A 25,101-nucleotide genomic window follows, 5' to 3' on the forward strand; every position below is an offset into this window, starting at 1 on the left:
TAAATTCCTCTATTCAAACTCATGCCATGAATGACCATCTTTAGTTATCAAAGCAACTGAAGCGACAGGCCCCCAAGTACCAGCAGGATAAGTTTTAGGTGGTTCATTATCTAATTTCCAGGCACTAATAATTGAATCAACCCATTTCCAAGCTGCCTCTACTTCATCTCGATGAACAAATAATGCTTGTCTTCCTCGCATCACTTCAAGTAACAACCGCTCATAAGCATCAGCACTTTGTTGATGAAAAGTTTCACTAAAACTTAAATCTAACTTAGTCGTTTGTAAATTATGTGTACTGTCTAATCCTGGCACCTTATTTAAAATTTCAATATCCATACCTTCATCTGGCTGTAGACGAATTGTTAGTTTATTCTGCGGTAGTTCAGAATAAGACTCACTAAATAAATTAAGGGGTAAAGATTTAAAATAAACTACTACTTCAGAACACTTGCTTGGTAAACGTTTTCCGGTTCGTAAATAAAAAGGCACACCCGCCCAACGCCAATTATCAATATCAACTCGAATAGCAACAAATGTTTCCGTATTACTTTGTTTGTTTGCACCATCTTCTTCTAAATAACCAGGAACATTGATACCATTAACAAACCCTGCAGTATATTGTCCTCTAACAACTTTTTCACGGATATTTGCTTTATTAATTGGACGTAATGCATTAAGTACAGCAATCTTTTCTCTACGCAAGCTATTATCTTCAAGATTTGCAGGTGGAGACATGGCAATCATCGTCAGAATTTGTAATAAATGGTTTTGCACCATATCACGCATTTGACCCGCTTTATCAAAATAACCCCAGCGACCTTCAATTCCTACTTGTTCTGCAACAGTGATTTCAACATGATCAATAGAATTTCTATCCCAAAGCGAAGCAAATACAGGATTAGCGAAACGAAGTGCGAGTAAATTTAAAACTGACTCTTTTCCTAAGTAATGGTCGATACGATAAACTTGTGATTCACTGAAAAATTTTGCAACTGAATCATTAATTTCCTTTGATGATTGCAGATCAAAACCTAGTGGTTTTTCCATTACAATTCTATTTTGAGCCTGATTTAAACCTGCTTCAGCTAACCCTTGGCAAATCGTACCAAAGGCATTGGGATGCATCGCAAAATAGAAAATAGCAGGATGTGACTTTTCAAGCTTATCTTTTAATAAATTAAAACCGGCAATGTCATTAACATCTAATTTATGAAAGTTAAGGCGTTGGCTAAAACGTTGCCAAATACTTTCATCTAGTGGTTCAGTCATAAATGTGGTTAACGCATCTTTTGCAACCTCAGTGTAAGCGGCTTGATCCCAATCAGCTCGACCTACACCTAAAATTTTTGTCTGCTTTGGCAACTTTCCATATTTTTCTAATTGATATAGAGACGGTAAGAGTTTGCGCCTTGTTAAATCCCCTTTAGCGCCAAAAATTACCAAATCGCAAGCTGGGATATCAGACATGAGTTTCTCCTAAAATGGTGTAATCTACAATTTATTTTATTATGTTTGATACCAATATACATCAAGTTAATAGAATAAATTATAACAATAGGTATTTGTCGTTTTAAGACTATAGTAAAAAATAAAAGGTCACCATTTAGGTGACCTTTTATTTAAAGATATTGTTGAATGATTTTTCAACAAACATATGATTATGCGCGTACAAAATCCATGTGAACTAATTTTGGTTTAAATGGATGACGTTGTACTGCTTGCACTTTAGCTTTAACTGCTTTACCGTCAATTTCAATAGTTAGTACTTCAGAATAAAACTCTGGTTTTTCTTGCATATTGAAAATTTGATTGTGATCTAACACAATAGAAATTGCAGGTTCTGTTCCACCATAAACAATTGCTGGGAACTGACCAGCGTGACGCAGGCGGCGGCTCGCACCCTTACCATGCTCTTTTCTAACTTCTGCTTTAAATTTAAACATATTGATTTCTCTTGTTTATTCTAAATAAAAAACCAATTACAGGCGACCCAGTAGTTGGCTATAAAATTGATGCTCTAAAAAGCGCTAAGGATTATAAAGTGTTATGATTGTAAACGCAATCAAATAATCAGTTTAATAAAGATATAGTCTTATATTGATTGCATTTGCAATATCAAAACCTAATGATTAAATAACTTCAATCTTAAATCCATATGTTGATTTCTGTATTGGCGATAATTTTAACGCCTTATTAATACGACACGTTTCAACACATACCATAGATTGATATTCTTCATCAGCAAAATCCGCCATTGCTTTAGCTTTATCTATCCAAGGATTCCAAGTAACAACATCACTTGCATTAACATTAGTTAATTTAATTGTTCGTTTACCATCGGTAATAAGGATTGAGTCATCCGCATGGGTATAAATACGATCAACCTCTTGATTAAAAGTAAGTTGCCCTGAAATTGATGGTTTATTTTCAACTGGTAAGCGTTCTTGATAAGAATCGCCTAAACCTTTAACAGTGACATCATTAATATTATTAACTTCAAAATAAGTATGTAATGCACTTGTTGCTTCGAAATCCCCAGTACAAGATAAATTCACTTCACACGTTTGTCCAACATGAATGGTTAACCAAGCTTGGAAAGGTTTTGTGAAAAACTGTTCTGTTTGCTGATTATTAGTTAATGATAAAGTTAAATTCACTCCATTATTATCTTCTTTGCAAGAATCTAATTTCCATTCAACCAGACGCGCAAAACCATGCATAGGATCACCCAATTTACCAAACCATGGCCAACAAATTGGTACTCCCCCTCTAATTGCAACTTCCTTTTTAAAGTTAGCTTTTTGACTTAACCAAATAACAGGTGTCGGTTCTGTTGAAGGTTGCCAAAATAAAAGATGAGCACCTTGTAACGATACTGCTGCTGAACACGTTTTATGTTTAATCACTATGACAGGCAATTCACCAAATGTACATTGATTAACTGATGCACTCACTGATGTACTTGATAAATCACTATCTAAAATCTGCTTAATAATACTCATATTTACTCCTAACTATCTAATTTGCTTGGCGAACATCGTCTTTAGTCATTAATTGTACGCGCATTATTCGAATTATAAAAACGGAATAAAAGCTTTTTTTACTAAATTGGAGTAATATAGCCAGCTATTTCTTATCAGTTGCTGACACTTTTTTAAAAATTTGAGGAAAGGTATATGGTTCAATATAAAATCCCGTTGAGTTTATATATACATATGCCATGGTGTATACAAAAGTGTCCATATTGTGATTTTAATTCACATAACATGAAGAAAACGCCCGATTATTCAGCATATATAAATCATTTAATTAATGATTTAAAACAAGACGTCGTGCTTTCAAATGATCGTTCTATTGACTCTATTTTTATTGGTGGAGGTACACCCAGTCTTTTCTCCGCGGAGTTAATTAATAAATTATTAATGAGTATAAATAAAATTATACCAATTAATCACGACGCAGAAATAACAATTGAAGCCAATCCTAATTCAGTTGATGTAGAAAGATTTAAGGGATATCAACAAGCTGGAATTAATCGAATATCAATTGGTGTACAAAGCTTTCAAGCAGATAAGCTTGCAAAATTAGGACGAGTTCATAATCCGCAAGAAGCAATAGATGCTGGAAAATTAGCACAAAATTTAAAGTTAAAAAGCTTTAATATAGATTTAATGCATGGCTTGCCTAATCAAACAGTATGTGATGCATTGAGTGATCTAAAACAGGCAATAGAAATTGCACCGCCACATTTATCTTGGTATCAACTTACAATAGAACCTAACACTTTATTTGGTTCTAAACCGCCTGTTTTACCTGATGATGATATGTTATGGGATATTTATCAACAAGGCCATCAATTATTAACTAAGCATGGTTACCTACAATATGAAACATCTGCTTATGCAAAGGCCAATTATCAATGCCAACATAATTTAAATTATTGGCGGTTTGGTGATTATATTGGTATTGGTTGTGGTGCTCATGGAAAATTAACCCAAAATAATGGCACAATTATTCGCACCGTAAAAACAAAACATCCTAAAGGATATTTAGAAGGACGTTATTTGGAACAATCTTATACTGTCCCTAAAGATGAGTTAGCATTTGAATTTTTTATGAATAGATTCAGATTATTTGAAGCCACACCTAAATCCGAATTTGAACAACGAACTTTTTTACCTTTACACTCTATTGATAAGCAGATATCGACTGCTATTGATAAAAAATATTTGATTGATAACAACCAATGCTGGCAAATCACAGAGCATGGGAAATTATTTTTAAATTCATTACTTGAAATATTCTTATAACGAAATCAGTTAAAAGATTTACTATTTATTAACAAAATAAATACTAACAATTTAACTAAACCTACGCATATCTTAACTAAAATTTATCTAAAAAGAGTCCATAATATATACAACAATGCATTTATTTCATTGTTTTCCTATTCCTTATGTTTTCCCAATAACATTGTTATTGGGATTTTTTTGGGGTTTAGAGATAAGATTAATTATTTATATTTTCAGATAAGAATTTTTCAATCGCGATAAGGGATGATGTTCCTTCCATAGGTCCTTTATAAGATGAAGACAACGCATAACAAGCATTTGCATACATTAAAGTCTGTTCAACACTAAATCCTGACAGTAGTAAACTCACAAAAGTTGCATCAAAGCAGTAATCAGCACCCGAATGGTCAATCGCATCAATACTAAAACCCTTAGAATAAATTGTATTAATATTATTTTTATCATCGCAACAATAATAATTAGCACCATCACTGCCTTTCTTCACCACGAGATGTTTGATACCTTTCTCCAATAAAGCTTTAATCGTTTCTTCATCACTTTCATAATTTTCAGAAAAATACCTAACTTGTGTTTCATTAATCAAAATGATATCGGTAAATTCTAATATATAACTAAAAGACTGTTCTATCTCACGAATCTCCGACATTTCTTTATGCAAATTAGGATCAAAAGAAACAGTTCCACCATGGCTTTTAATAAAATTTATTACTTTGCACATCGCATCAATGGCTCGAAATGAATAAAGTGATGATCCCATAATATGTAAATGATTGCAGTCTTTTAATAAAGCTTCATTCACATGATCAAATGAAATTAAGCCACAGGCACTATTTAAAACGTTATAAATTAAACTTCGCTCTTTTGGACCAATTTGCGTTGAAAATGCGCTAGCTGTTTTTACTTTATTGTGAGAAGTAATCCCATTAACATTTACCCCATCTTGTTTAAGTCGGTTAATGCACATTTTTCCAAAAGGATCTTTTCCTACACAACTTAAAAAGATAACTGGAAAACCTAATTTGGCAACTTGATTTGCAAAGATAGCTGGGGCACCACTAGGGTATGGTCCAATATATTCATTAGTATAATCAAACCGTTGATTGAATTCCTTAGCAACAAATTCAACAAACAACTCGCCCATTGTACAAATTTTAACATCCATGTTAATTAGGCCTCCAATGCATTATGGTAAGTCACAGAATATTTAGTTGTTGTATGTTGCTTAAAATTAGAATTAAGCAATAGTTGATGATATTCATTAACAGCGGAGCGGGATAAAATAATAACATCCATGTTTTTTAATTTACCAATAGTATGATTATCATTACTGCTGATTCTTGGTGGTAAAATACCGATAGAATGATCTGAACTTTTTAATATCTGTTGATAAAGTTCTTGATGTTCAATATCTTGAATAGCTAAATAATTGTTAGTATTAATAGCTGCGAATTCGAATATAAAATGTGATATTGGGAATTGCGTTAATATAGATGATGAAAAGTTAGGATGCTGTAGTACATTACCATTTATTAAAAAACCACCAACAAGAATCACTTCTGCATCTGAGAATTCTCTAACCAGTTTCGCGTTATTAATATCATTTAAAATAACTGTTAATGATTTTTTATTATGCAGAAAAGGAATCAATTTTCGAATCAAATGACCATGACTTAAAAAAATTGTATCACCATCTTCAATATAATTTAGACAAGTTTTTACTAAATTAACATCACTATTATCAGTATTAAGATATGATGCCAAACGACTTGGATACACACTATTTGAATTGCTAATAAAATCTTCAGGCGAAATATAGATTGCTCGCCCAAAAAAACGTTTTAAATACCCTTGATGTTCTAAATATGTTAAATCCTGACGAATAGTTACATGAGAAACTTGTAGCATGTCAGATAACTCATCAACTTTTATTTCTCCATTTTTGCGCACAATCGCAGCAATTTCCAATCGCCGCTTTAATTGTGCCGAAGATACTTTAGCCATTTCACATCCTATGTTAAAAGATAAATACCTAACTCAAAAACAGATAAAATTTATCATACAAGTTGTAAACGATAAACCCTAGAAAGGAACTGAACCGATTAAGTAGTGTAAAAATATACTCAGTTTGTACTTTATTTTTAAATTACAGAGATATAGTTAATCGTTAAAATAGAATATTAACAACTCAAAAATTGTTAAATAGCACAATATATTTAAATAAAAGTTATCAAAAAACCCCGTTCCTCAACATTATTTTCAGATCATCACCCACCATTTCAACCGATTCAAATCGGAACTGAGGTGCTAACGAAAGTTTTTGTAAGTGAGGTAATACAAACATATCTTGTGCATTATGACCAAGCAATTTAGGTGCATAATAGATGATTAACTCATCCACGAGATTTTGCTCAATTAGCGCACCGGCTAAATGAGATCCAGCTTCGACCCATACAGAATTTATTTGCTGCTTGGCTAATATGGATAATAATTCTAATAAGTCGACTTGATGACTGTTTGATGATTCAATGATAAGTTTTGTATTTGGTGATGATATTAGAACATTTTGCTTTCTAACCAACCAAGTTTCACCAGGCTGATTAAAGATATTTTCATCACCCGTCATTTGATTTTTGCTATCGATTATCACTCGTATAGGTTGACGAATTTCGGTAGAAGGGTAAATTTCTTTAATTGAATCAGGTAATTCATTATATCTAACCGTTAAACTCGCATTATCTTCCTGAACTGTTTTTCTGGTACTTAAGATACAACTTGCCTGAGCTCTATATTGCTGAACATCTTGTCTTGCCGCAACGGAGGTTATCCATTTACTTTCGCCTGATGCCATAGCTATTTTACCATCTAAAGAAACTGCCATTTTTAGTTGTACAAATGGCAAACCTGTTCGCATCCGTTTTAAAAAGCCTTTATTAATGGCTTCGGCTTGATCAGCTAACACGCCAACACAAACTTCAATGCCTGCATCAGTTAATCTCTTTATACCTTGTCCTGCGACATTGGGATTAGGATCCTGCATAGCAATAACAACTCGTTTAATTCCCGATTTAACCAGTGCATCTGCGCAAGGAGGCGTTCTTCCATAATGGCTGCAAGGCTCTAGCGTTACATAAGCCGTAGCATCTTTAGCTTCATCACCAGCCATTTTTAGTGCATAGACTTCTGCATGTGGTAAACCAGCTTTCATATGAAAACCTTTACCAATGATGTGATCATTTTTAACAATGATACAACCGACATTAGGATTAGGGGTAGTAGTGAAGCGACCAAGTTTAGCAAGCTCAATAGCTTGCTGCATATAAAATTGATCTTTATTCATAGTCATAATGAGGATTACTTTTGTTGTAACTTAGCAATTTCATTACTGAATTGTTCAATATCATCAAAGCTAAAATAGACAGATGCGAAACGAATATAGGCAACTTTATCAAGATTTTTAAGCTCTTCAATAACAAAATTACCAATTAATTTGGCCGGTACTTCCCTTTCTCCTGTTGCTCTCAGTTTCGATTTAATTCGAGTAATTGCATCTTCAATTGCATCAAAACTAACAGGGCGTTTTTCTAGTGCTCGTTTTATACCATTGCGGAGTTTATCTTCATTGAAAGGTTCGCGAACTTTATTGCTTTTAATAACATTAGGCATAATTAATTCAGCCACTTCAAATGTCGTAAAACGTTCATTACATTCGACACATTGTCGACGACGACGAACCTGAAACCCTTCACCAACTAAACGAGAATCAATAACTTTTGTATCATCTGCATTACAAAACGGACAGTGCATAAATATATCCTGATAACGTTTTAACTTACATTACAATAGCCGAAATTAGCCATTTAAACAAGTTATCAACAAAGTAATATAAACTAGCTCTATTAATTAACTTGTAATTCAAAAAAGCTAAAAACCGTCACCAATCTGGTGACGGGAATTGAATTTACCATGTCAATGAGATTAAGAAATCACGTAATTTATTAAAATCATCAGGCATATGGTGAGAAAGTAAAGGCATATCAGCTCGTTCAGCCAGAGGTTGTGGTAGTGAGATTGATCGGCCAAGGATATCCTCAACTACTTCTTTAAACTTAGCTGGATGAGCTGTACCCAAAAATAAACCGTACTCTCCTTCTTGCAACTGGTCTCGTAATGCACGATAAGCAATAGCACCATGAGGCTCGGATAAATATCCTTTTTTATCTAATTCCTGAACCGTTTCTACGGAAACGGCATCAGAAACAGCAGCATGCCCTAATGATTTCAGTACCCAACCTTCTCGTTTATAAATTTCTTCGATTCTTGGCCAGTTGTTTGGCTGACTAACATCCATAGCATTTGATAATGTTGCCACAGTTTTATGGGGTTCCCATTTTCCTGTTTCTAAATAACGTGGAACCGTATCATTAGCATTAGTAGCAGCAATAAAGCGTTTAATTGGTAACCCCATCGTTTTTGCTAGTAAACCAGCAGTTAAATCACCAAAATTACCACTTGGTACTGAAATAACTAATTGTTCGCGTTGTTTTGGCGTAAGCTGTGCATAAGCCTCAAAATAATAGCAAATTTGAGCTAAAAGCCGACTGATATTAATCGAGTTAGCTGAGTTTAAACCAATTGTAGTTTTTAGCTCTTCATCATCAAACGCTTTTTTAACTAAAGCTTGGCAGGCATCAAAATCACTTTGAATAGCAATTGTGTGAATGTTATCGCCTAAAGTACAAAATAGTTTTTCTTGTAACGGACTAATTTTTCCTTCCGGATATAAAATCACTACACGAATATTGGGTAAGTGATAAAACGCATGGGCAACAGCAGCACCAGTATCACCAGAGGTTGCTGTTAAGATAGTAATCTTTTTATCTGCTGCCACTTGGACTAAAGCCTGAGCCATAAAGCGTCCACCAAAGTCTTTGAATGCTAATGTTGGGCCATGATAAAGTTCTAATGTTCCAATATCATCTTCTACTGATTTAACTGGAGCTGGAAATTGGAATGCGTTTTGCACTAATCGATGCATATCATTATCGCTAATTTCATTGCCAATAAACGCCGATAAGATTTTGGCACTACGTGTGATAAAGTCCATTTTTAAAAGTGCTTCTATTTCTGCAGATGAAAATTTTGGCAATTGTTCTGGAAAAAATAGACCTTGTTCTTTCCCTAAACCTTGTTGTACCGCCTGCGCGAAACTAACTTGCTCTGAATGATCTTTTAAGTTATACAGTTTCATAATGTGTTCCAATTCTTTTATGCTTTAATTGTTTTCTTATTGATTTAATATTATTGTTTTGTTTAATAACTTAAATCTCTCTTGCACCTTGTGGATCTATTTTACAAATATGAGTAAAACCTTCTTCATTTTGTAGATAAGAACTTTTTAACAACGACTCAATCTGCTGTGCAGTTTCAAGGTTGTCGGCCACCACAAACATCGTCGGCCCTGAGCCTGATATACCCGAGGCTAATGCACCAAGTTGTTTGACCTTTTTTTGTGTTTCATCGAAATTAGGTAGCAATTGTTTACGATAAGGTTCTGCAATATTATCAATCAACATTGCTGCTGCAAGTTTTGGTTGTTTAGTATAACAAGCATGTAAAAAACCACCTACGTAACGACCGTGCGCGACACAATCGGCTTTTTGATATTGAGCTGGTAATATTGCTCGAGCTTCAGCTGTAGAAACTTTAATACCAGGATAAGCCATCACCCAATACCAATTTTCAAAATGAGGTATTGACTCACTTATAATGCCCATTTCGTCGAGAATAAGTTGCATTCCACCTAAATAGCAAGGAGCAACATTATCATAATGAACACTACCAGAAATGCAGCCTTCAAGTTCGCCCATCATGGAGAGCAATTCAAATTTATTAAATGGTTCATTAAAAAACTTATTTAACGCAACAAAAGCACCAACAACAGAGCAAGCGCTTGAACCTAATCCAGAACCAATTGGCATGTTTTTTTCAAGCGTCATTTTTATCGGTAATGTTTTCCCCATGGCTTTACAAAAACGCTGCCAACATTGATAAACAATATTTAATTTGGGATCCTTTGGTAAATTTTTAACAAATTGACCTTGGCTGGTAAAGCTAAACTCAGTTGCAGACTCGATAGTAATACAGTCACCCAACATCGCACCACTAATTGGATTGATTGCTGCACCTAAAATATCAAAGCCAACACTAATATTTGCCATTGATGCAGGTGCATACACAGTTAATGATTTTTGACTCATTTAGCCTCCAATTTTTCCAGATGTGGTTCGTAAAATATCGGCAAACACACCCGCAGCTGTAACGTCATTACCAGCACCATAACCACGTAATACTAATGGAATTGGTTGATAGTACCTAGTATAAAATGCTAAAGCATTTTCACCATTTTTAACTTTATAAAGTGGATCATCATTATCAACAGATTCTATCTTAACGCTACATTGGTTTCCATCAATACTACCAACATAACGTAACACTTTTCCTTCTTTAGCTGCCTTTTCTGATTTTTCTTTAAACTGAGCGTCTAATTGTGGTAGTTTTGCCATGAATTCATCGATACTACCTTTAGAATATTCAGCTGGTAATACTGACTCCACTTTAATTTGATCAAGTTCTAGTTGTAATCCCGCCTCCCGAGCTAAAATTAATAGCTTTCTTGCGACATCTGTTCCTGATAAGTCATCTCTAGGATCTGGCTCGGTAAAACCTTTTTCTTTCGCTAATTTAGTTGCTTCTGACAATGACATACCTTCGTCTAACTTACCAAAAATGAAAGACAATGATCCAGATAAAATCCCTGAAAACTTGATTAATTCATCACCCGCATTCAGTAGATTTTGTAAATTTTCTATTACAGGTAAACCTGCACCAACGTTAGTATCGTATTGAAATTTTCGCTTACTATTAGCTGCTTCTTGCCGTAAACGATGATAATAAGCCATCGAACTTGTATTGGCTTTCTTATTTGGCGTTACAACATGAAAACCATTAGCTAGAAAATCAACATATTTATCTGATACATCACTACTTGAAGTACAATCGACTAAAATTGGATTGAGGAGCCGGTTATTTTTAGCAAAATCAATAATGCTATTTAGAGTATAATTGGTCTCGCTTTGTTTTATTTGATCGCGCCAATTTGTTAAATCAATACCATCCCGATTAAGTACAGCATGTTTGGAATTAAATAAACCACAAACACGTAAATCGATTTGTTTGTTTTTAAGCCATTTTTGTTGCCGACCAATTTGATCAACCAATGCACCACCAACACCACCAACACCAATAACAAACACATCTAACATTTTGTCAGTACCAAATAGCATTTGATGCGTCACACGTACACCCATTACGGCAACATCATTATCAACGACGACCGAGATTGAGCGTTCCGAGGAGCCTTGAGCAATTGCTACGATATTAATATTGGCTCGGGCTAATGCAGTAAAGAAATTAGCCGATAGACCACGTAAAGTACGCATACCATCACCAACAACTGAGATAATTGCTAATTTTTCGATAACTTCAATTGGTTCAAGTAAGCCATCTTTTAACTCTAAGTAAAATTCTTCACTTAGTGCCTCTTCAGCTCGGTAGAGTTCAGTTTGAGGCACACAAAAACTAATACTATATTCAGATGATGATTGCGTAATAAGTACCACAGAAATACCAGCATAAGACATAGCGGAAAAAACACGCGCTGACATACCTACCATGCCTTTTAATCCTGGACCTGATACATTAATCATAGCCATGTTATTTAAATTAGTGATACCTTTTACTGGTGTTGAGCTATCAACAACATTAGCGCCGATTAACGTGCCTGCTGCATCTGGATTATTAGTATTTTTAATTAAACATGGAATTTGAAATTGAGCGATAGGTAAAATTGTTCTTGGATGAAGCACTTTTGCACCAAAATATGATAGTTCCATAGCTTCTTGATAAGACATCGTTTTTAGTAATTTAGCATCAGGCACAATTCGAGGATCACAAGTATAAACTCCGTCAACATCAGTCCAAATTTCGCAGCTGTTGGCACGTAAACACGCTGCTAATACTGAAGCTGAATAATCAGAGCCATTACGGCCAAGAACAACTAATTCTCCTTTTTCATTACCAGCGGTAAACCCTGGCATCAAAATTATATTTTCTGGAGGTATATGCATTTCACTGATTCGATGCGATGACTCGACAATATCAACTGTAGACTCTAGATAGTCCCCCTCAGCAATCAGCATTGCCACAGGGTTAATAACTGTTACAGCATGACCTTTCGCTTTAAGCAATTCTTGCATAATTGCAATCGAAAGTTTTTCACCTCTACAAATGATACTTGCATTAATACTATCCGGACATTGACCTAATAGCCGAATACCTTCTAATAGTTGTTTAACGTTATTTAACTCATCTAGAGCAAACTTTTTCATTTCTTCATAGGCAAAATTAGGTACCGCTTTCGAAATACCTTCTAGTAAGTCTGCAAAGATTTTTTCAGCATCGTAGATATTAGTTTGGATATCTTGTTTTGCAATGGTTTTTTCAACCATTGCCACTAGATGATTAGTAATTTTAGCTGGTGCAGATAAAACCGTTGCCGTTTGTTCTTGTTTAGCATTATTTTCAATAATCTCTGCTACACGCAAAAAACGTTCTGCGTTGGCAACAGATGTTCCTCCAAATTTTAAAACTTTCATATCACACCTTACTTATTTTTCTAACTTATGCCAATGATAATTCAAAATGCAATTTTTAAAAAAAACTGATAAAACTAATATTTTGAATTCTTTTTACTTTAATTTCTATTTAAGAACTTTTTTATTTCACAAAGTAAAAAACCCGCCTTTTGGGGCGGGTTTTTCGATATTTTTAAGGAAAAATCAACCCGCCCTATATTTCATAATAGTGCCGGTGGTACCAATAATGCCTGAAATCATCATTACCATTTTCATTATTTTTCCTTAACTAAACCCTAAACAAAACAGCCCGACATTTTCATGTCAGGCTGTAAATAATTAAAATACCTTTTTGCTGTTTTCGTATTCATTCACTACCTTATTTAAGGCTTGATAGATACTTTCGGCATTTTGTTTTTGTAATGCCTCATCAAGTATGTTGAGATACGATAACATTAATTTTTGATTGTCTTCAGCAAATTGTGGTGAAACTTCCTGATCTTCATATAACATCACATAAGTGCGAGCAAATCCAAAGATTAAAAAGTAAACCGATGCGTTATTCGGATCTTCTTGGATTAATGACCTCATAGCCTTACGTAGTTTTACATACGAATCGGTACCAGGTAAGCTTGTCGCAAATGTTTTTGTTACTTCTGAAAATGTCATTGCTAAAACCTCAATCAAAATCACAAATAAGAAGAATAGCAATCCATTAACATAAGTGCAAGTCTATTTTGTTTTTCAATTCACTTTTTTATTATTTTTTTAAAACCTCGGTATCATATAATGGTAATTTAATTTCACCTTAAACTTCTTTGCAAACTGATAACCCTGCTGAAGCTTGTGCGACCGGCATAATCTCAATTGAATTCACATTAAAATGATTTGGTGTATTAACTAACCATGAGACGGTATTGGCAATATCTTCTGGTGTAATAAAATCCACATCTTTATAAACCGCAGCAGCTTTTTCGTCATTACCATGGAATCGGACATTGGAAAACTCTGTTCCTCCACATAATCCTGGTTCGATATTTGTTACTCTGATTTTTTTACCCAATAAATCTGTTCTTAAATTAGCACTAAACTGCTTAACAAATGCTTTTGTTGCACCGTAAACATTTCCACCTTTATACGGATATGTACCGGCTACTGATCCAAGATTAATAATATAACCATAGTTACGCTCTACCATGCCAGGTAATATTTGATATGTTAAATGCACTAATCCAATAACATTGGTTTCAATCATTGTTTCCCAATCATTGTAATCAGCTTCATATGCGGGTGCTAAACCTAAAGCTAATCCTGCATTGTTAATTAATATATCGATAGGCTGAAACTCTTTAGGCAGCTGTAACAAAATTGTTTCAACAGAGTCTTTTTTTGTCACATCAAGAGTTAGCGGTAAAAAATTATTACCTAATTCTTGTGCAAGTTTTTGTAATTTATCAAGTCGTCTGGCTGCACCAATTACTTTATAACCATCAGTAATAAGTTTTCGGCAAATTGCTTTACCAAAGCCAGAAGAAGCACCAGTAACTAAAGCAATATTCATATCCAATCTCCTTCATAATAATTACAAGTGTATACCGATATTGAATGAAAAGAAAAATAGGTGCCAAAATATATACAACTTGTTTGAAAACATAACTATCTAAATTTTAGATAAAAATATATAAAAAAACCCGCTACAAGGCGGGTTCATATCGTATGTTTCATTTAGATGGTTCTTCGGATGGCTCATCATCTTTCAAAGGAACAATCAATGTATCGATATGGGTATTATTAATTAGCTGGCGTGCTGAAGACATTAATTTACTCCAAAAATCTTGGTGATGCCCACAAACAACTAGATCTGCCCCATATTCGTGGATAGCTTCAATTAATACTTGTCCAAATTCACCATTACCAGAAAGAGTATGTGCAATTGGATAACCTGCATCATCAGCTAATTTATTTAATGCAATATGGGCATCTTCAGTGATACGATCTTTCATATCATTCATATTAATATCAACTAGGCCTGTATAAAGGTCAGAGTAATTGATGCCCACATGAATGAGTGATATTTGAGCATTATATGGTCTAGCCATTGAGACTGCTTTTTCAACAAGAACTTCACTTTCAGGTGATAAATCCACTGCGACTAAAATGTGTTTATAAGCCATAATATTCACTCCTTCCTATTTTGACGCTCTAATTAAATTAAGATTTTATTCTTCCTTTTTACTACTAAATTAATTTTTGAGCAAGCCAAAAAAGTGACCCAGATAACAAAATTGAAATAGGTAAAGTAAGAACCCAGGTTAATGCAATATTTTTTATCGTTTTACTTTGCACTCCTCCACCATCGACAATCATCGTACCGGCAACAGATGAAGAAAGGACTTGTGTTGTCGATACAGGCATTCCTGTATAGCTTGCTATACCAATTGATAACGCTGTAGTAATTTGAGCTGAAACCCCTTGTGCATAGGTCATTCCCTTTTTACCAATCTTTTCACCAATAGTAATAGCTACTCGCCGCCAACCAATCATTGTGCCAACTGCAAGTGCTGAAGCTACTCCGATAATTATCCAAATTGGTGCATATTCAATTGTTTTTAATAAATCATTATTTAATGATTTTAGGTACTGTTTATCTTCTGCTGATACATTTGGTTGTTTAGCAACATGAGATACCGTATCAGATAAACATAATAAAATACGTCTAGTTTGAGAACGTTGATCTACATTAAGCGAACCATAATCGTTAATTTTATTGAACAAATTGTTAGCAATACTTAACGTAGTGAAGGATCGAGAATAATCACAATGATATTTATTTAAATCATTTTCAGGAGTTGCAGTATCAACTGCTGACTGTTTACCAATTACTGTATTGAGATCATCATTATGAGTGATAAAGTACTCTTCAATATTATGAATCGCATTTCTGGTATTGGTAATTTCATAAGTTGATGCCCCCATGTTAACAATAAAACCAGCGGGTGCAATGCCCATCAATACTAACATCAATAAACCAATACCTTTTTGCCCATCATTTGCGCCATGCGAGAAACTTACACCAGCGGCTGAAATAATAAGCATAATACGAATCCAAAATGGCGGTTTCTTTTTACCATATAGCTTTTCACGCTGTTCTGGTGTCATAAAAATTCGTTCTCTTTTTTTACTACGTTTTTTACCTTGACCTTTACGGGTCCAATATTTTCGTAATAAAAAAATCATTAATCCAGCGATAACAAGACCAACAATTGGTGAAATGATTAATGATAGAAAGATTTGTATCATTTTTGGAATATTAAGTGCATCAATGATTGATGTATCCATAATAAACGCATTGGCCAATGCAACACCAATAATTGCACCAATTAAAGTATGAGAACTAGAAGCAGGAATACCTACATACCAAGTACCCAAATTCCAAATGATAGCAGCAAATAAAATTGAAAAGACCATTGCAAGTCCATGAGAAGAACTTACATTAAGTAATAAATCAGTAGGTAAAAGGTGAACGATTGCATAAGCAACACTAAGCCCGCCAAGTAATACCCCAAAAAAGTTAAACATACCAGCCATAAAAACAGCGAGCTGTTCTTTTAATGCTCTAGTATATATTACTGTCGCAACAGCATTTGCGGTATCATGAAATCCATTAATTGCCTCATAAAAAAGAACAAAAAATAGCGCTAAAACTAGTAATATAATCGTAGAAAATTCTAAATCAGCAAATAGATGAAACATAATATATCTTTCTGTTGTTAATAGCGCTTCTATTATCCTTGAGAATAACACAATGAGCAAAACAATTTTTATATTTTTCTTTTCGCGTAATGAGAAGCTAAAACAGCGCAGATCATTAATTGTACTTGATGGAAAATCATTAGCGGTAAAATTATTATGCCTGTTATAGACATAGGAAAAATTACACTAGCCATTGGAATACCACTCGCTAAACTTTTTTTAGAGCCACAAAATACAATAGTAATTTCATCCTCTTTGTTAAAACCCAAGAATCTCGAGCTATAAGTAGTAATCAATAACACTATAGTTAATAGGATTATTGAATATACAATGATTTCTAAAAGAGATAAAAAGCTGACTTTCGACCAAATACCATTAACCACTGCATCACTAAAAGCCACATAAACAACTAATAATATCGATATACGATCGGTCTTAGAAATTACACCTTTATATTTATCAACCCATTTACCAATAAAACGTCTTGATAAATGACCGACAATAAATGGCACCATCAGTTTAAGCATAATAGATTCAATGGCATCTAATATATTCATTGAAGCAGCAGCTTGAGTATGAATTAATAATCCAACTAATACCGGTGTGATAAAGACACCTAATAGGGTCGATGCAGAAGCACTACAGATTGCAGCAGCAACATTGCCTTTTGCAATTGATGTAAAGGCAATGGCTGACTGAACGGTAGCTGGTAGGACACAAAGATATACAAAGCCTAAATAAAGATCTTCTGATAAAAAAGTTGGAACCAGTACCTGCATCATCACCCCTAAAATAGGGAATACTACAAAGGTAGTAGTAAATATCAACAGATGCAATCGCCAATTTTTTATACCAACAATTATCGCATCAAACGACAGTTTTGCACCATGCATAAAAAACAATAGACCAATAGCAAAAGTTGTAAGATTTTCAAATAACACTTTTGCTTGTCCTTTACATGGAAAAATACTTGCTGTAGTCACAACGCAAATCAAAGTCAGCAAGAATGGATCAATTTTAAATCGTTGAAGTATATTCATGATATTAGCTTGATAAGTTAAAAAAATCGCCACATAAGTGGCGATTTAGCTAAAGTTATAATTTATTCCAAGAAACTTCTAAGAACATCAGATCGGCTAGGATGACGTAATTTACGTAATGCTTTAGCCTCAATTTGACGGATACGTTCACGCGTTACATCAAATTGTTTACCTACTTCTTCAAGAGTATGGTCTGTATTCATATCAATACCAAATCGCATACGTAAGACTTTTGCTTCACGTGGTGTTAGACCAGATAAAATATCACGTGTTGCACTACGTAAACTTTCCGATGTAGCTGCATCTAGTGGTTGCTCAAGTGCAGTATCCTCAATAAAATCACCTAAGTGTGAATCTTCATCATCACCGACTGGTGTTTCCATTGAAATTGGTTCTTTTGCGATTTTTAGTACTTTACGAATTTTCTCTTCAGGCATTTGCATGCGGTCAGATAACTCTTCTGGTGTTGGTTCACGCCCAATTTCCTGAAGCATTTGACGAGAAATGCGATTTAGTTTATTAATTGTCTCAATCATATGCACAGGGATACGAATTGTTCTTGCTTGGTCAGCAATTGAACGAGTGATCGCTTGTCTAATCCACCACGTTGCATAGGTTGAGAATTTATACCCTCGGCGATATTCAAACTTATCAACCGCTTTCATCAATCCAATATTACCTTCTTGAATAAGGTCCAGGAACTGTAAACCACGATTAGTATACTTTTTAGCAATAGAGATAACTAAACGTAAGTTTGCTTCAACCATCTCTTTCTTGGCTCGACGAGCTTTAGCTTCACCAATAGACATTCTTCTATTAATATCTTTGATTTGTTCGATAGAAAGATTAGTTTCTGTTTCAATTTGCTGTAAAGCTTTAATTTGCTCTTCAATTGATGATTCAAATTCTTTTAATTTAGCAGCAAATGCACCTTTACCAGTACTCGCTTTTTTATACCAGTCCATGCTATTTTCATTGCCAGTAAAATGAGTCATAAACTGTTTTTTTGGCATTTTACATTGTTCAACACAAATTCGCATAATAATACGCTCATGAGATCTTACTCGATCCATCATGCTTCTCATATTATTAACAAGAATATCAAACTGCTTGCCAACTAATCGGAATTGTTTGAAAACTTCAGATAGATTTTCAATTTCTTGTTGTGCTTTTTTATGAGCACGTCCATATTTTTTAATTGCAGCAGAAGTTTTATCATGTTGCTCTTGTAATTCAGCAAATTTCGCTTTTGCTACTTCTGGATCGATAGAGACATCATCATCAGCTGAAGAATCGCTTTCTTCTTCACTTTCATCATCACTATCGTCAATATCAATCTCTTCTTCACCGTCTTCCAATTCTTCAGGAAGTTCTTCTTCTGACTCTTCAGCATTCGGATCGACAAAACCAGTAATAAGGTCGGACAAGCGAACTTCGCCGCTTTCGATTAAATTATATTGTTCTAAGAGATAAGTAATGGCTTCTGGATATTCAGATACTGAGGTTTGAACTTGATTAATCCCATCTTCAATACGTTTTGCGATATCAATTTCGCCTTCACGGGTTAATAGTTCAACCGCACCCATTTCACGCATATACATACGTACTGGGTCAGTAGTTCGACCTATTTCTGATTCTACATTAGATAAAACTAATGCTGTTGCTGCTTCAACTGCCTCTTCATCTGGAACATTATCTGAAAGTAATAATTCATCTGAGTCTGGAGCTTCTTCAAGTACTTGAATCCCCATATCATTGATCATTTGGATAATATCTTCAATCTGATCTGAATCAATGATTTCTTCAGGCAAGTGATCATTGACGTCAGCATAGGTCAGGTATCCCAGCTCCTTACCCCGTATAATTAGGAGTTTTAACTGTGATTGAGAATTTTGCTCCATAAAGTATCACCATTTAGTTATTCGGTCATGTGTATTATATGTGCAGAATAAAAAGTATTTTTCTACACATACCCTATATATTTAGTCTTTTTTTGATAAAACAAGTATTAGTGTCGCTAATTCTTTTTTCTCTGCGGTACTTAATCCGGAGACTCTCTCTTTTGCGATCAGTTCATCTTGCCTTTGGGCGAGTATATTATCATATAACTCTTTTAAAGTATTAGAAAAAATTGATTCTATTTCATCATCTTGGTAATGGTACTCCCAGGTTGCTAAACGACTTAGCTGTTTATAATATGGTCGGTTAATACATTCAGTTAATATTTGTGCTGTAGTTATATTTGGATATTGTTGGCATAATTCAAGTAGTTCAATAAATATATCAATTCCCGCTAAGTTAACTTGCCTCATAACGTTAATATCAGATACCATCTTAGCTAGATTTGGATATTGAAGTAACAAACCAATTAAAATCCGCATAGTGGTCAATTTCATTTTTGGCACAGGTGCTGAATCAATAGTTCTATTTTCGCTTATATTATTATTCGCGATTAATTGTTCAATTTGGGATAGATCCAATAGCCCCAAATAACGCCCTAATTTTTGAAGTAAATTAAGTCTAAATACTTTTGCTTTTACCTGTTCAAGTAAAGGAATAGCAAGTGAACTCAATTTAGCTTTACCTTCAGCTGATTTTAAATCGACCTGTTTTAATAACTCATCGAACAAAAATTCAGATAAGTTAGGCGCCTTTTTTATGTAATCTTCAAAGCCATCTTTTCCGACTTTACGCACGTAACTATCTGGATCTTCATCTTGTGGTAAAAAAGCAAAAGTTATATCTTTACCATCAATCAAACAAGGTAGTAATACATTAAGCGCTCGCCATGCAGCATTTCGCCCGGCTTTATCACCATCGTAACAAAATATTACGGAATCTGTTGCTCTAAATAGAAGCTTAATATGCTCTTCTGATGTTGCTGTTCCTAAAGCAGCTACAGCGTAATCAATACCGTACTGTGCAAGAGAAACAACATCCATATAACCTTCAACAATTATTAATTGCTTTAAATTACGATTAGTTTCTTGAGCTTCATAAAGTCCATATAATTGAAAACCTTTATGAAAAATAGGAGTTTCAGGTGAATTTAGATATTTCGCCGACTCATTGAAGATCGTCCTTCCACCAAAAGCGATAACATTACCTTGTCTATCGCGAATCGGGAACATGATACGCCCACGAAAGCGATCATATCGATTACCTATATCGTTATTGACAGACATCCCTGCCTTGTCATATAGCACCACTTCATTTTCAGTCTTAACTATATTTTGAAAAGTTAGTTGTTTTGAATTAGGTGCATAACCGATTTTATACCTAGCTATAATCTCTGCGTTTAATCCGCGTTGTTCAAGATACTTTTGAGCATCTACCGAAGTCGATAATGCTAATTGCTGCTGGTAGAAATCAGTTATTTTAGACATCAATGAATAAAGATCTCGACGAACATTACGAGATTCAATTTGCTTTGATGCATCAGCTTGATTATTTTCGTTATCCGTGTATGGAACACGGATTCCTTGCATACTAGCTATCTCTTCAATTGCCTCAGGAAAAGACAATCGCTCATATTGCATCAAAAAATTTACTGCAGATCCAGTAGCGCCACATCCAAAACAATAGTAAATCTGCTTTTTTTCGCTTAATGAGAAAGAAGCGGTTTTCTCATCATGAAAAGGACAACAACCAAAATAGTTATTTCCTTTTTTTTTCATTTTAACGCGCTTACCTATCACATCAAGGATATTTGTGCGGGCAAGCAAATCTAAAATAAAATCGCGAGGAATAAGACCTTTCATGATAAAATTCAACCATTTATGGCATTACACAAAGACAACAAGCCGTAGTAAAAGTACGGCTTGTTAAAATTTTTATATTAAAAAAATAAATAAATTAAATTTTCAGTATAAATATTAATATAGACGAGTGCGACGAGCGTTTTCTCTTTCTAATTTCTTAGCGTGGCGTTTAACAGCAGCTGCTTTTGCGCGTTTACGAATAGTTGTTGGTTTTTCGTAAAATTCACGGTTACGAACTTCAGCTAAAACTCCTGCTTTTTCGCAAGAACGTTTAAAACGACGTAATGCTACATCGAAAGGTTCATTTTCACGTACTTTAATTACTGGCATGTGCCTCTCACCTCAAATTTGGTTAATATCACAAGGGACTAAAAATTAGTGCGCAATTTTACCTCTAAATCATATAAGTTGTAAAGTAAAATATCGTATAATTACGACATAACAAATTATTTGCTAATCTTACTTTTGAGTCAGATAATAAGACCGTTTAATCAAAAATATAGGTATTTATATGTCATCAGTCTTTACCGGTCAATATCCCCAAAGACGATTACGTCGTAATCGTGCTCATGATTTTAGTCGTCGCCTAGTTGCAGAAAATCGTTTAACAGTTGATGATTTGATTTATCCAGTATTTATCGTTGAAGGGAAAAACATTATTCAATCTGTATCATCAATGCCCAATGTTAAAAGAATGAGCGTTGATGTATTAGTGAAAGAGGCAGAGCAAGTTGCCAAATTAGGCATTCCTATATTGTCTTTGTTTCCTGCTATTGAGCCTTCTCAAAAATCACTGTTAGCTGAAGAAGCTTATAACGAAAATGGATTAGTTCCTAAAGCAATTAGGGCACTAAAAAAAGAGTTACCAGAACTCGGAATTTTAAGTGATGTTGCACTCGATCCTTATACCACTCATGGCCAAGACGGTATTATTGATGATAGTGGTTATGTTTTAAATGATACATCTGTTAGTACTTTGGTTAAACAAGCATTAGTTCAAGCTCAAGCAGGTTCTGATATTATTGCACCCAGTGACATGATGGATGGTCGAATTGGCGCAATTCGTAATGGGCTAGAATCACATGATTTTATTAATACGCAAATAATGGCTTATTCAGCAAAATATGCCTCTAGCTTTTATGGACCATTTCGTGATGCTGTAGGTTCAGCAAAAAACATTAAAGGTGGTAATAAAAAAACCTATCAACTTGATCCGGCCAACGCTAATGAAGCATTACAAGAAATTTACCAAGATTTAAGTGAAGGTGCTGACATGGTAATGGTTAAGCCTGGGTTGCCTTACCTAGATATTGTTCGTAAAGTAAAAGACACTTTTGCGGTACCGACCTTTGCCTATCAAGTATCTGGAGAATATGCAATGTTGATGGCCGCAATTGGAAACGGTTGGTTAGATGAAAAATCTGTCATCATGGAATCATTACTCTGTTTTAAACGCGCGGGTGCAGATGGGGTTTTAACCTATTTTGCCAAACAAATAGCTCAATGGCTCAATAACCCAGAGCATTGATGGTTTTATCTGATTCATATCAATCGGCAACTTATCGCAGATTGATATGATCAATATTTAAATTTTCTTACCTCATCATTTTTTTAATCTGTTAATTTAAAAATAAAAATTCTGACGAAAACTATATCTTTGACCTCCAATTTGCTAATATTTGTAAAGCTTATCTATAAGAAACGAATACAAATGAAATTCAAATTTATGCTCTAAACAGACTAAGATTGCAATAAAATACTGAAGTTGATTAAGCTTTTTTATTAGATATAAATAAAACTCTAACTCTAACATTAAGAGACTAATATTATGAAAAATTATATCTATCTATTCTTTTTGACTATTTTTTTATTAACGGGATGTGATAATCAAAAAAAGGCAGAAACAAATGCCGCCTCTAGTACAAGCAAAAATCAAGAGGCCCAAACTGAGAATAATGCTGTAAACAAAAATATAAATAATGAATTTAAATCCCAATCATCAATATTGGTAAGTAATAGTTATCTTTTTCATACCGAACCAGAACTCCTACCTCATAAAAAACTGATCAAACACCAAAAAATCCAAGGACCGACAGAAAAAACGATCAATTATAATGCTCAAGGTTATGTACAGAATTATGATCTTGAAGGTTTATATGGCGAAATAAACTATGATACAGCCAAATATATTTATGGCATGAAAGATGTTAGGAATAATTACGATGTTTCTTTTGACGATTCAAAAAATATTATTGGTATGAAAGATGATAATGGTGACATTGTTGCCATTAATGAATTTGATGAACAAGGTCATTTAGTTGAAACAACCTTATCCAACTTTGCCGATAATAATATTGTTTTTAATAGTAAAATTATTTATAACGGCGATCTGGTTGAACAAGTTTTATATAATGCTTATATAAAATCAGATGAACGAACTAAACTGCCCGTTTTAGTGAGAGAAAAAGATATAGTTTATAACACTAATAATCAGCTCGAAAAAACAATTACTAGAACATATAAATTATCAGCAAAAGGTAATGTAATCATCAATGATAAAAATGAACAAGAGTTAGAATCAACTGAGACTTGTACCTATTTCGCTTATAACGAAAATAATGACTGGACTAAAGCTGTTTGTGAAACAGTAGGAGAAGGTTCAAGTAAAATTGATTTAACCAGAACCATTGAATATTTATAAATTGTTAATTAAGTGAATATGATGAATTTTACTCACCAAACTCATCATATTCACGACAAAGTATAATTGTATCTTCAATCAAACGTCTTGCTATCGTGCCATATTCGGGTATTTTAGGTAATTGAGAATAATGATACCAATTTGCCTCGACTAACTCATTTTTATCGATAGTAATTTCACCACTCTCATAATCAGCTAAATAGGCCATCATCATGGAGTTAGGAAACGGCCAAGGTTGTGAACCAATATAACGAATATTTTTAATTTTTATTTTTGACTCTTCGTACACTTCTCGGGCAACCGTCATTTCCATTGTTTCACCAATCTCTGTAAAACCAGCTAAAACGGTATATAAATTTTCTTGATTATGCCTAACATGCTTTGCCAATAAAATTTTATTTTTATCTCGAATAGCAACGATAATTGAAGGGGAAATTTGTGGGTAATAACGTTGGTGACAATTACTGCATAAACAACACCACTCTGTTTTACTAATATGCATCTCATGACCACAATAACCACAATATTTATGAGAACGATAAAACTCAGACAATTGTACCGCCCTGCCAGCCATATTAAATAATGATTGATCAGCATTATTAAGTAAGGGGCGAATCGTTGACATAGAGTTTTTCATTTCTTGGCAAATCAACCAAGCGGTTTGCCCATTCCACTCACCAATTGGTTGAGCTAGTTTGTTGGTAAAACCTAATTCACTAGCAATACCATGAGGAACTTCGCCATTTGGCAACCATAATCGCCCATTTTGACTAACAAACCAATAACCTTTTTCGTTACCAATTAAATTAAATTGTTGTTGTATATTCATCACATCAA

At 34.1% G+C, this 25,101-nt stretch carries 22 protein-coding genes; 3 read left to right on the forward strand and 19 right to left on the reverse strand.

Annotated features, from left to right (window positions below; translation table 11 throughout):
* Window positions 1–9 precede the first annotated feature (9 nt).
* The 3 genes from zwf to J3U24_RS03565 form a co-directional block, all read right to left on the reverse strand.
* Window positions 10–1,470, reverse strand: coding sequence for a glucose-6-phosphate dehydrogenase (gene zwf, locus J3U24_RS03555; protein WP_065562333.1), 1,461 nt, complete (start codon window positions 1,468–1,470; stop codon window positions 10–12).
* Between the two features lie 191 nt (window positions 1,471–1,661).
* Window positions 1,662–1,946, reverse strand: coding sequence for a 50S ribosomal protein L25 (gene rplY / locus J3U24_RS03560; RefSeq protein WP_065562334.1), 285 nt, complete (start codon window positions 1,944–1,946; stop codon window positions 1,662–1,664).
* A 186-nt stretch (window positions 1,947–2,132) separates the two neighbouring features.
* Complete coding sequence (locus J3U24_RS03565) at window positions 2,133–3,005, reverse strand: D-hexose-6-phosphate mutarotase (RefSeq protein WP_267336709.1); 873 nt, start codon at window positions 3,003–3,005, stop codon at window positions 2,133–2,135.
* Between the two features lie 174 nt (window positions 3,006–3,179).
* On the opposite strand from J3U24_RS03565, the gene hemW reads away from it, so the two are divergent.
* On the forward strand, window positions 3,180–4,313 hold the full coding sequence (gene hemW, locus J3U24_RS03570; RefSeq protein WP_267336708.1) for a radical SAM family heme chaperone HemW: 1,134 nt from the start codon (window positions 3,180–3,182) through the stop codon (window positions 4,311–4,313).
* Between the two features lie 199 nt (window positions 4,314–4,512).
* Here hemW and J3U24_RS03575 read toward each other — a convergent pair whose 3' ends face one another.
* From J3U24_RS03575 to rpsU, 15 genes are all read right to left on the reverse strand, one after another.
* Window positions 4,513–5,478 (reverse strand): sugar kinase, encoded by a 966-nt coding sequence (locus tag J3U24_RS03575; protein WP_065562337.1) that lies wholly within the window; start codon window positions 5,476–5,478, stop codon window positions 4,513–4,515.
* A gap of 5 nt (window positions 5,479–5,483) precedes the next feature.
* Window positions 5,484–6,317 (reverse strand): DeoR/GlpR family DNA-binding transcription regulator, encoded by an 834-nt coding sequence (locus tag J3U24_RS03580; RefSeq protein WP_267336707.1) that lies wholly within the window; start codon window positions 6,315–6,317, stop codon window positions 5,484–5,486.
* Between the two features lie 226 nt (window positions 6,318–6,543).
* Window positions 6,544–7,653: a bifunctional diaminohydroxyphosphoribosylaminopyrimidine deaminase/5-amino-6-(5-phosphoribosylamino)uracil reductase RibD gene (ribD, locus tag J3U24_RS03585; protein ID WP_065734832.1), complete on the reverse strand. Its 1,110-nt coding sequence runs from the start codon at window positions 7,651–7,653 to the stop codon at window positions 6,544–6,546.
* Between the two features lie 14 nt (window positions 7,654–7,667).
* Window positions 7,668–8,120, reverse strand: coding sequence for a transcriptional regulator NrdR (gene nrdR, locus J3U24_RS03590; RefSeq protein WP_034882816.1), 453 nt, complete (start codon window positions 8,118–8,120; stop codon window positions 7,668–7,670).
* Between the two features lie 154 nt (window positions 8,121–8,274).
* The gene (gene thrC, locus J3U24_RS03595) at window positions 8,275–9,564 is read right to left on the reverse strand and encodes a threonine synthase (RefSeq protein WP_267330042.1); all 1,290 of its coding nucleotides are present in this window, start codon (window positions 9,562–9,564) and stop codon (window positions 8,275–8,277) included.
* Between the two features lie 70 nt (window positions 9,565–9,634).
* Window positions 9,635–10,573, reverse strand: a complete 939-nt coding sequence (gene thrB, locus J3U24_RS03600) for a homoserine kinase (protein WP_220225132.1) — start codon at window positions 10,571–10,573, stop codon at window positions 9,635–9,637.
* A complete protein-coding gene (gene thrA / locus J3U24_RS03605; RefSeq protein ID WP_065562342.1) occupies window positions 10,574–13,030 on the reverse strand; it encodes a bifunctional aspartate kinase/homoserine dehydrogenase I in 2,457 nt (818 codons plus the stop codon). It abuts the gene before it with no gap.
* A 318-nt stretch (window positions 13,031–13,348) separates the two neighbouring features.
* Entirely contained in the window at window positions 13,349–13,678 is a 330-nt protein-coding gene (locus tag J3U24_RS03610; RefSeq protein WP_065562343.1) for a hypothetical protein, read from the reverse strand.
* Between the two features lie 139 nt (window positions 13,679–13,817).
* Window positions 13,818–14,570, reverse strand: coding sequence for an SDR family oxidoreductase (locus tag J3U24_RS03615; RefSeq protein ID WP_065734801.1), 753 nt, complete (start codon window positions 14,568–14,570; stop codon window positions 13,818–13,820).
* A gap of 160 nt (window positions 14,571–14,730) precedes the next feature.
* Complete coding sequence (gene uspA, locus J3U24_RS03620) at window positions 14,731–15,183, reverse strand: universal stress protein UspA (protein WP_065562345.1); 453 nt, start codon at window positions 15,181–15,183, stop codon at window positions 14,731–14,733.
* Between the two features lie 64 nt (window positions 15,184–15,247).
* Window positions 15,248–16,762, reverse strand: coding sequence for an inorganic phosphate transporter PitA (gene pitA / locus J3U24_RS03625; RefSeq protein ID WP_065562346.1), 1,515 nt, complete (start codon window positions 16,760–16,762; stop codon window positions 15,248–15,250).
* Between the two features lie 68 nt (window positions 16,763–16,830).
* Window positions 16,831–17,802: a bile acid:sodium symporter family protein gene (locus tag J3U24_RS03630; RefSeq protein ID WP_065562471.1), complete on the reverse strand. Its 972-nt coding sequence runs from the start codon at window positions 17,800–17,802 to the stop codon at window positions 16,831–16,833.
* 62 nt (window positions 17,803–17,864) lie between these two features.
* Entirely contained in the window at window positions 17,865–19,703 is a 1,839-nt protein-coding gene (gene rpoD / locus J3U24_RS03635) for an RNA polymerase sigma factor RpoD (RefSeq protein ID WP_065562347.1), read from the reverse strand.
* Between the two features lie 81 nt (window positions 19,704–19,784).
* Window positions 19,785–21,563 carry a DNA primase gene (gene dnaG / locus J3U24_RS03640; RefSeq protein WP_065734800.1) on the reverse strand — a complete coding sequence of 593 codons (1,779 nt, stop codon included), beginning with the start codon at window positions 21,561–21,563 and terminating at the stop codon, window positions 19,785–19,787.
* 114 nt (window positions 21,564–21,677) lie between these two features.
* Window positions 21,678–21,893, reverse strand: coding sequence for a 30S ribosomal protein S21 (gene rpsU / locus J3U24_RS03645; protein ID WP_034882800.1), 216 nt, complete (start codon window positions 21,891–21,893; stop codon window positions 21,678–21,680).
* 181 nt (window positions 21,894–22,074) lie between these two features.
* Here rpsU and hemB point away from each other — a divergent pair, with 181 nt between their 5' ends.
* Complete coding sequence (hemB, locus tag J3U24_RS03650; RefSeq protein WP_065734799.1) at window positions 22,075–23,091, forward strand: porphobilinogen synthase; 1,017 nt, start codon at window positions 22,075–22,077, stop codon at window positions 23,089–23,091.
* 300 nt (window positions 23,092–23,391) lie between these two features.
* Window positions 23,392–24,264 (forward strand): hypothetical protein, encoded by an 873-nt coding sequence (locus J3U24_RS03655; RefSeq protein WP_065562350.1) that lies wholly within the window; start codon window positions 23,392–23,394, stop codon window positions 24,262–24,264.
* Between the two features lie 28 nt (window positions 24,265–24,292).
* On the opposite strand, the gene nudC is transcribed toward J3U24_RS03655, so the two are convergent.
* Window positions 24,293–25,093, reverse strand: a complete 801-nt coding sequence (nudC, locus tag J3U24_RS03660; protein ID WP_065562351.1) for an NAD(+) diphosphatase — start codon at window positions 25,091–25,093, stop codon at window positions 24,293–24,295.
* Window positions 25,094–25,101: the final 8 nt, after the last annotated feature.

This window comes from Gilliamella sp. B2785 (assembly GCF_026537005.1).
GTDB lineage: Bacteria > Pseudomonadota > Gammaproteobacteria > Enterobacterales > Orbaceae > Gilliamella > Gilliamella apicola_E.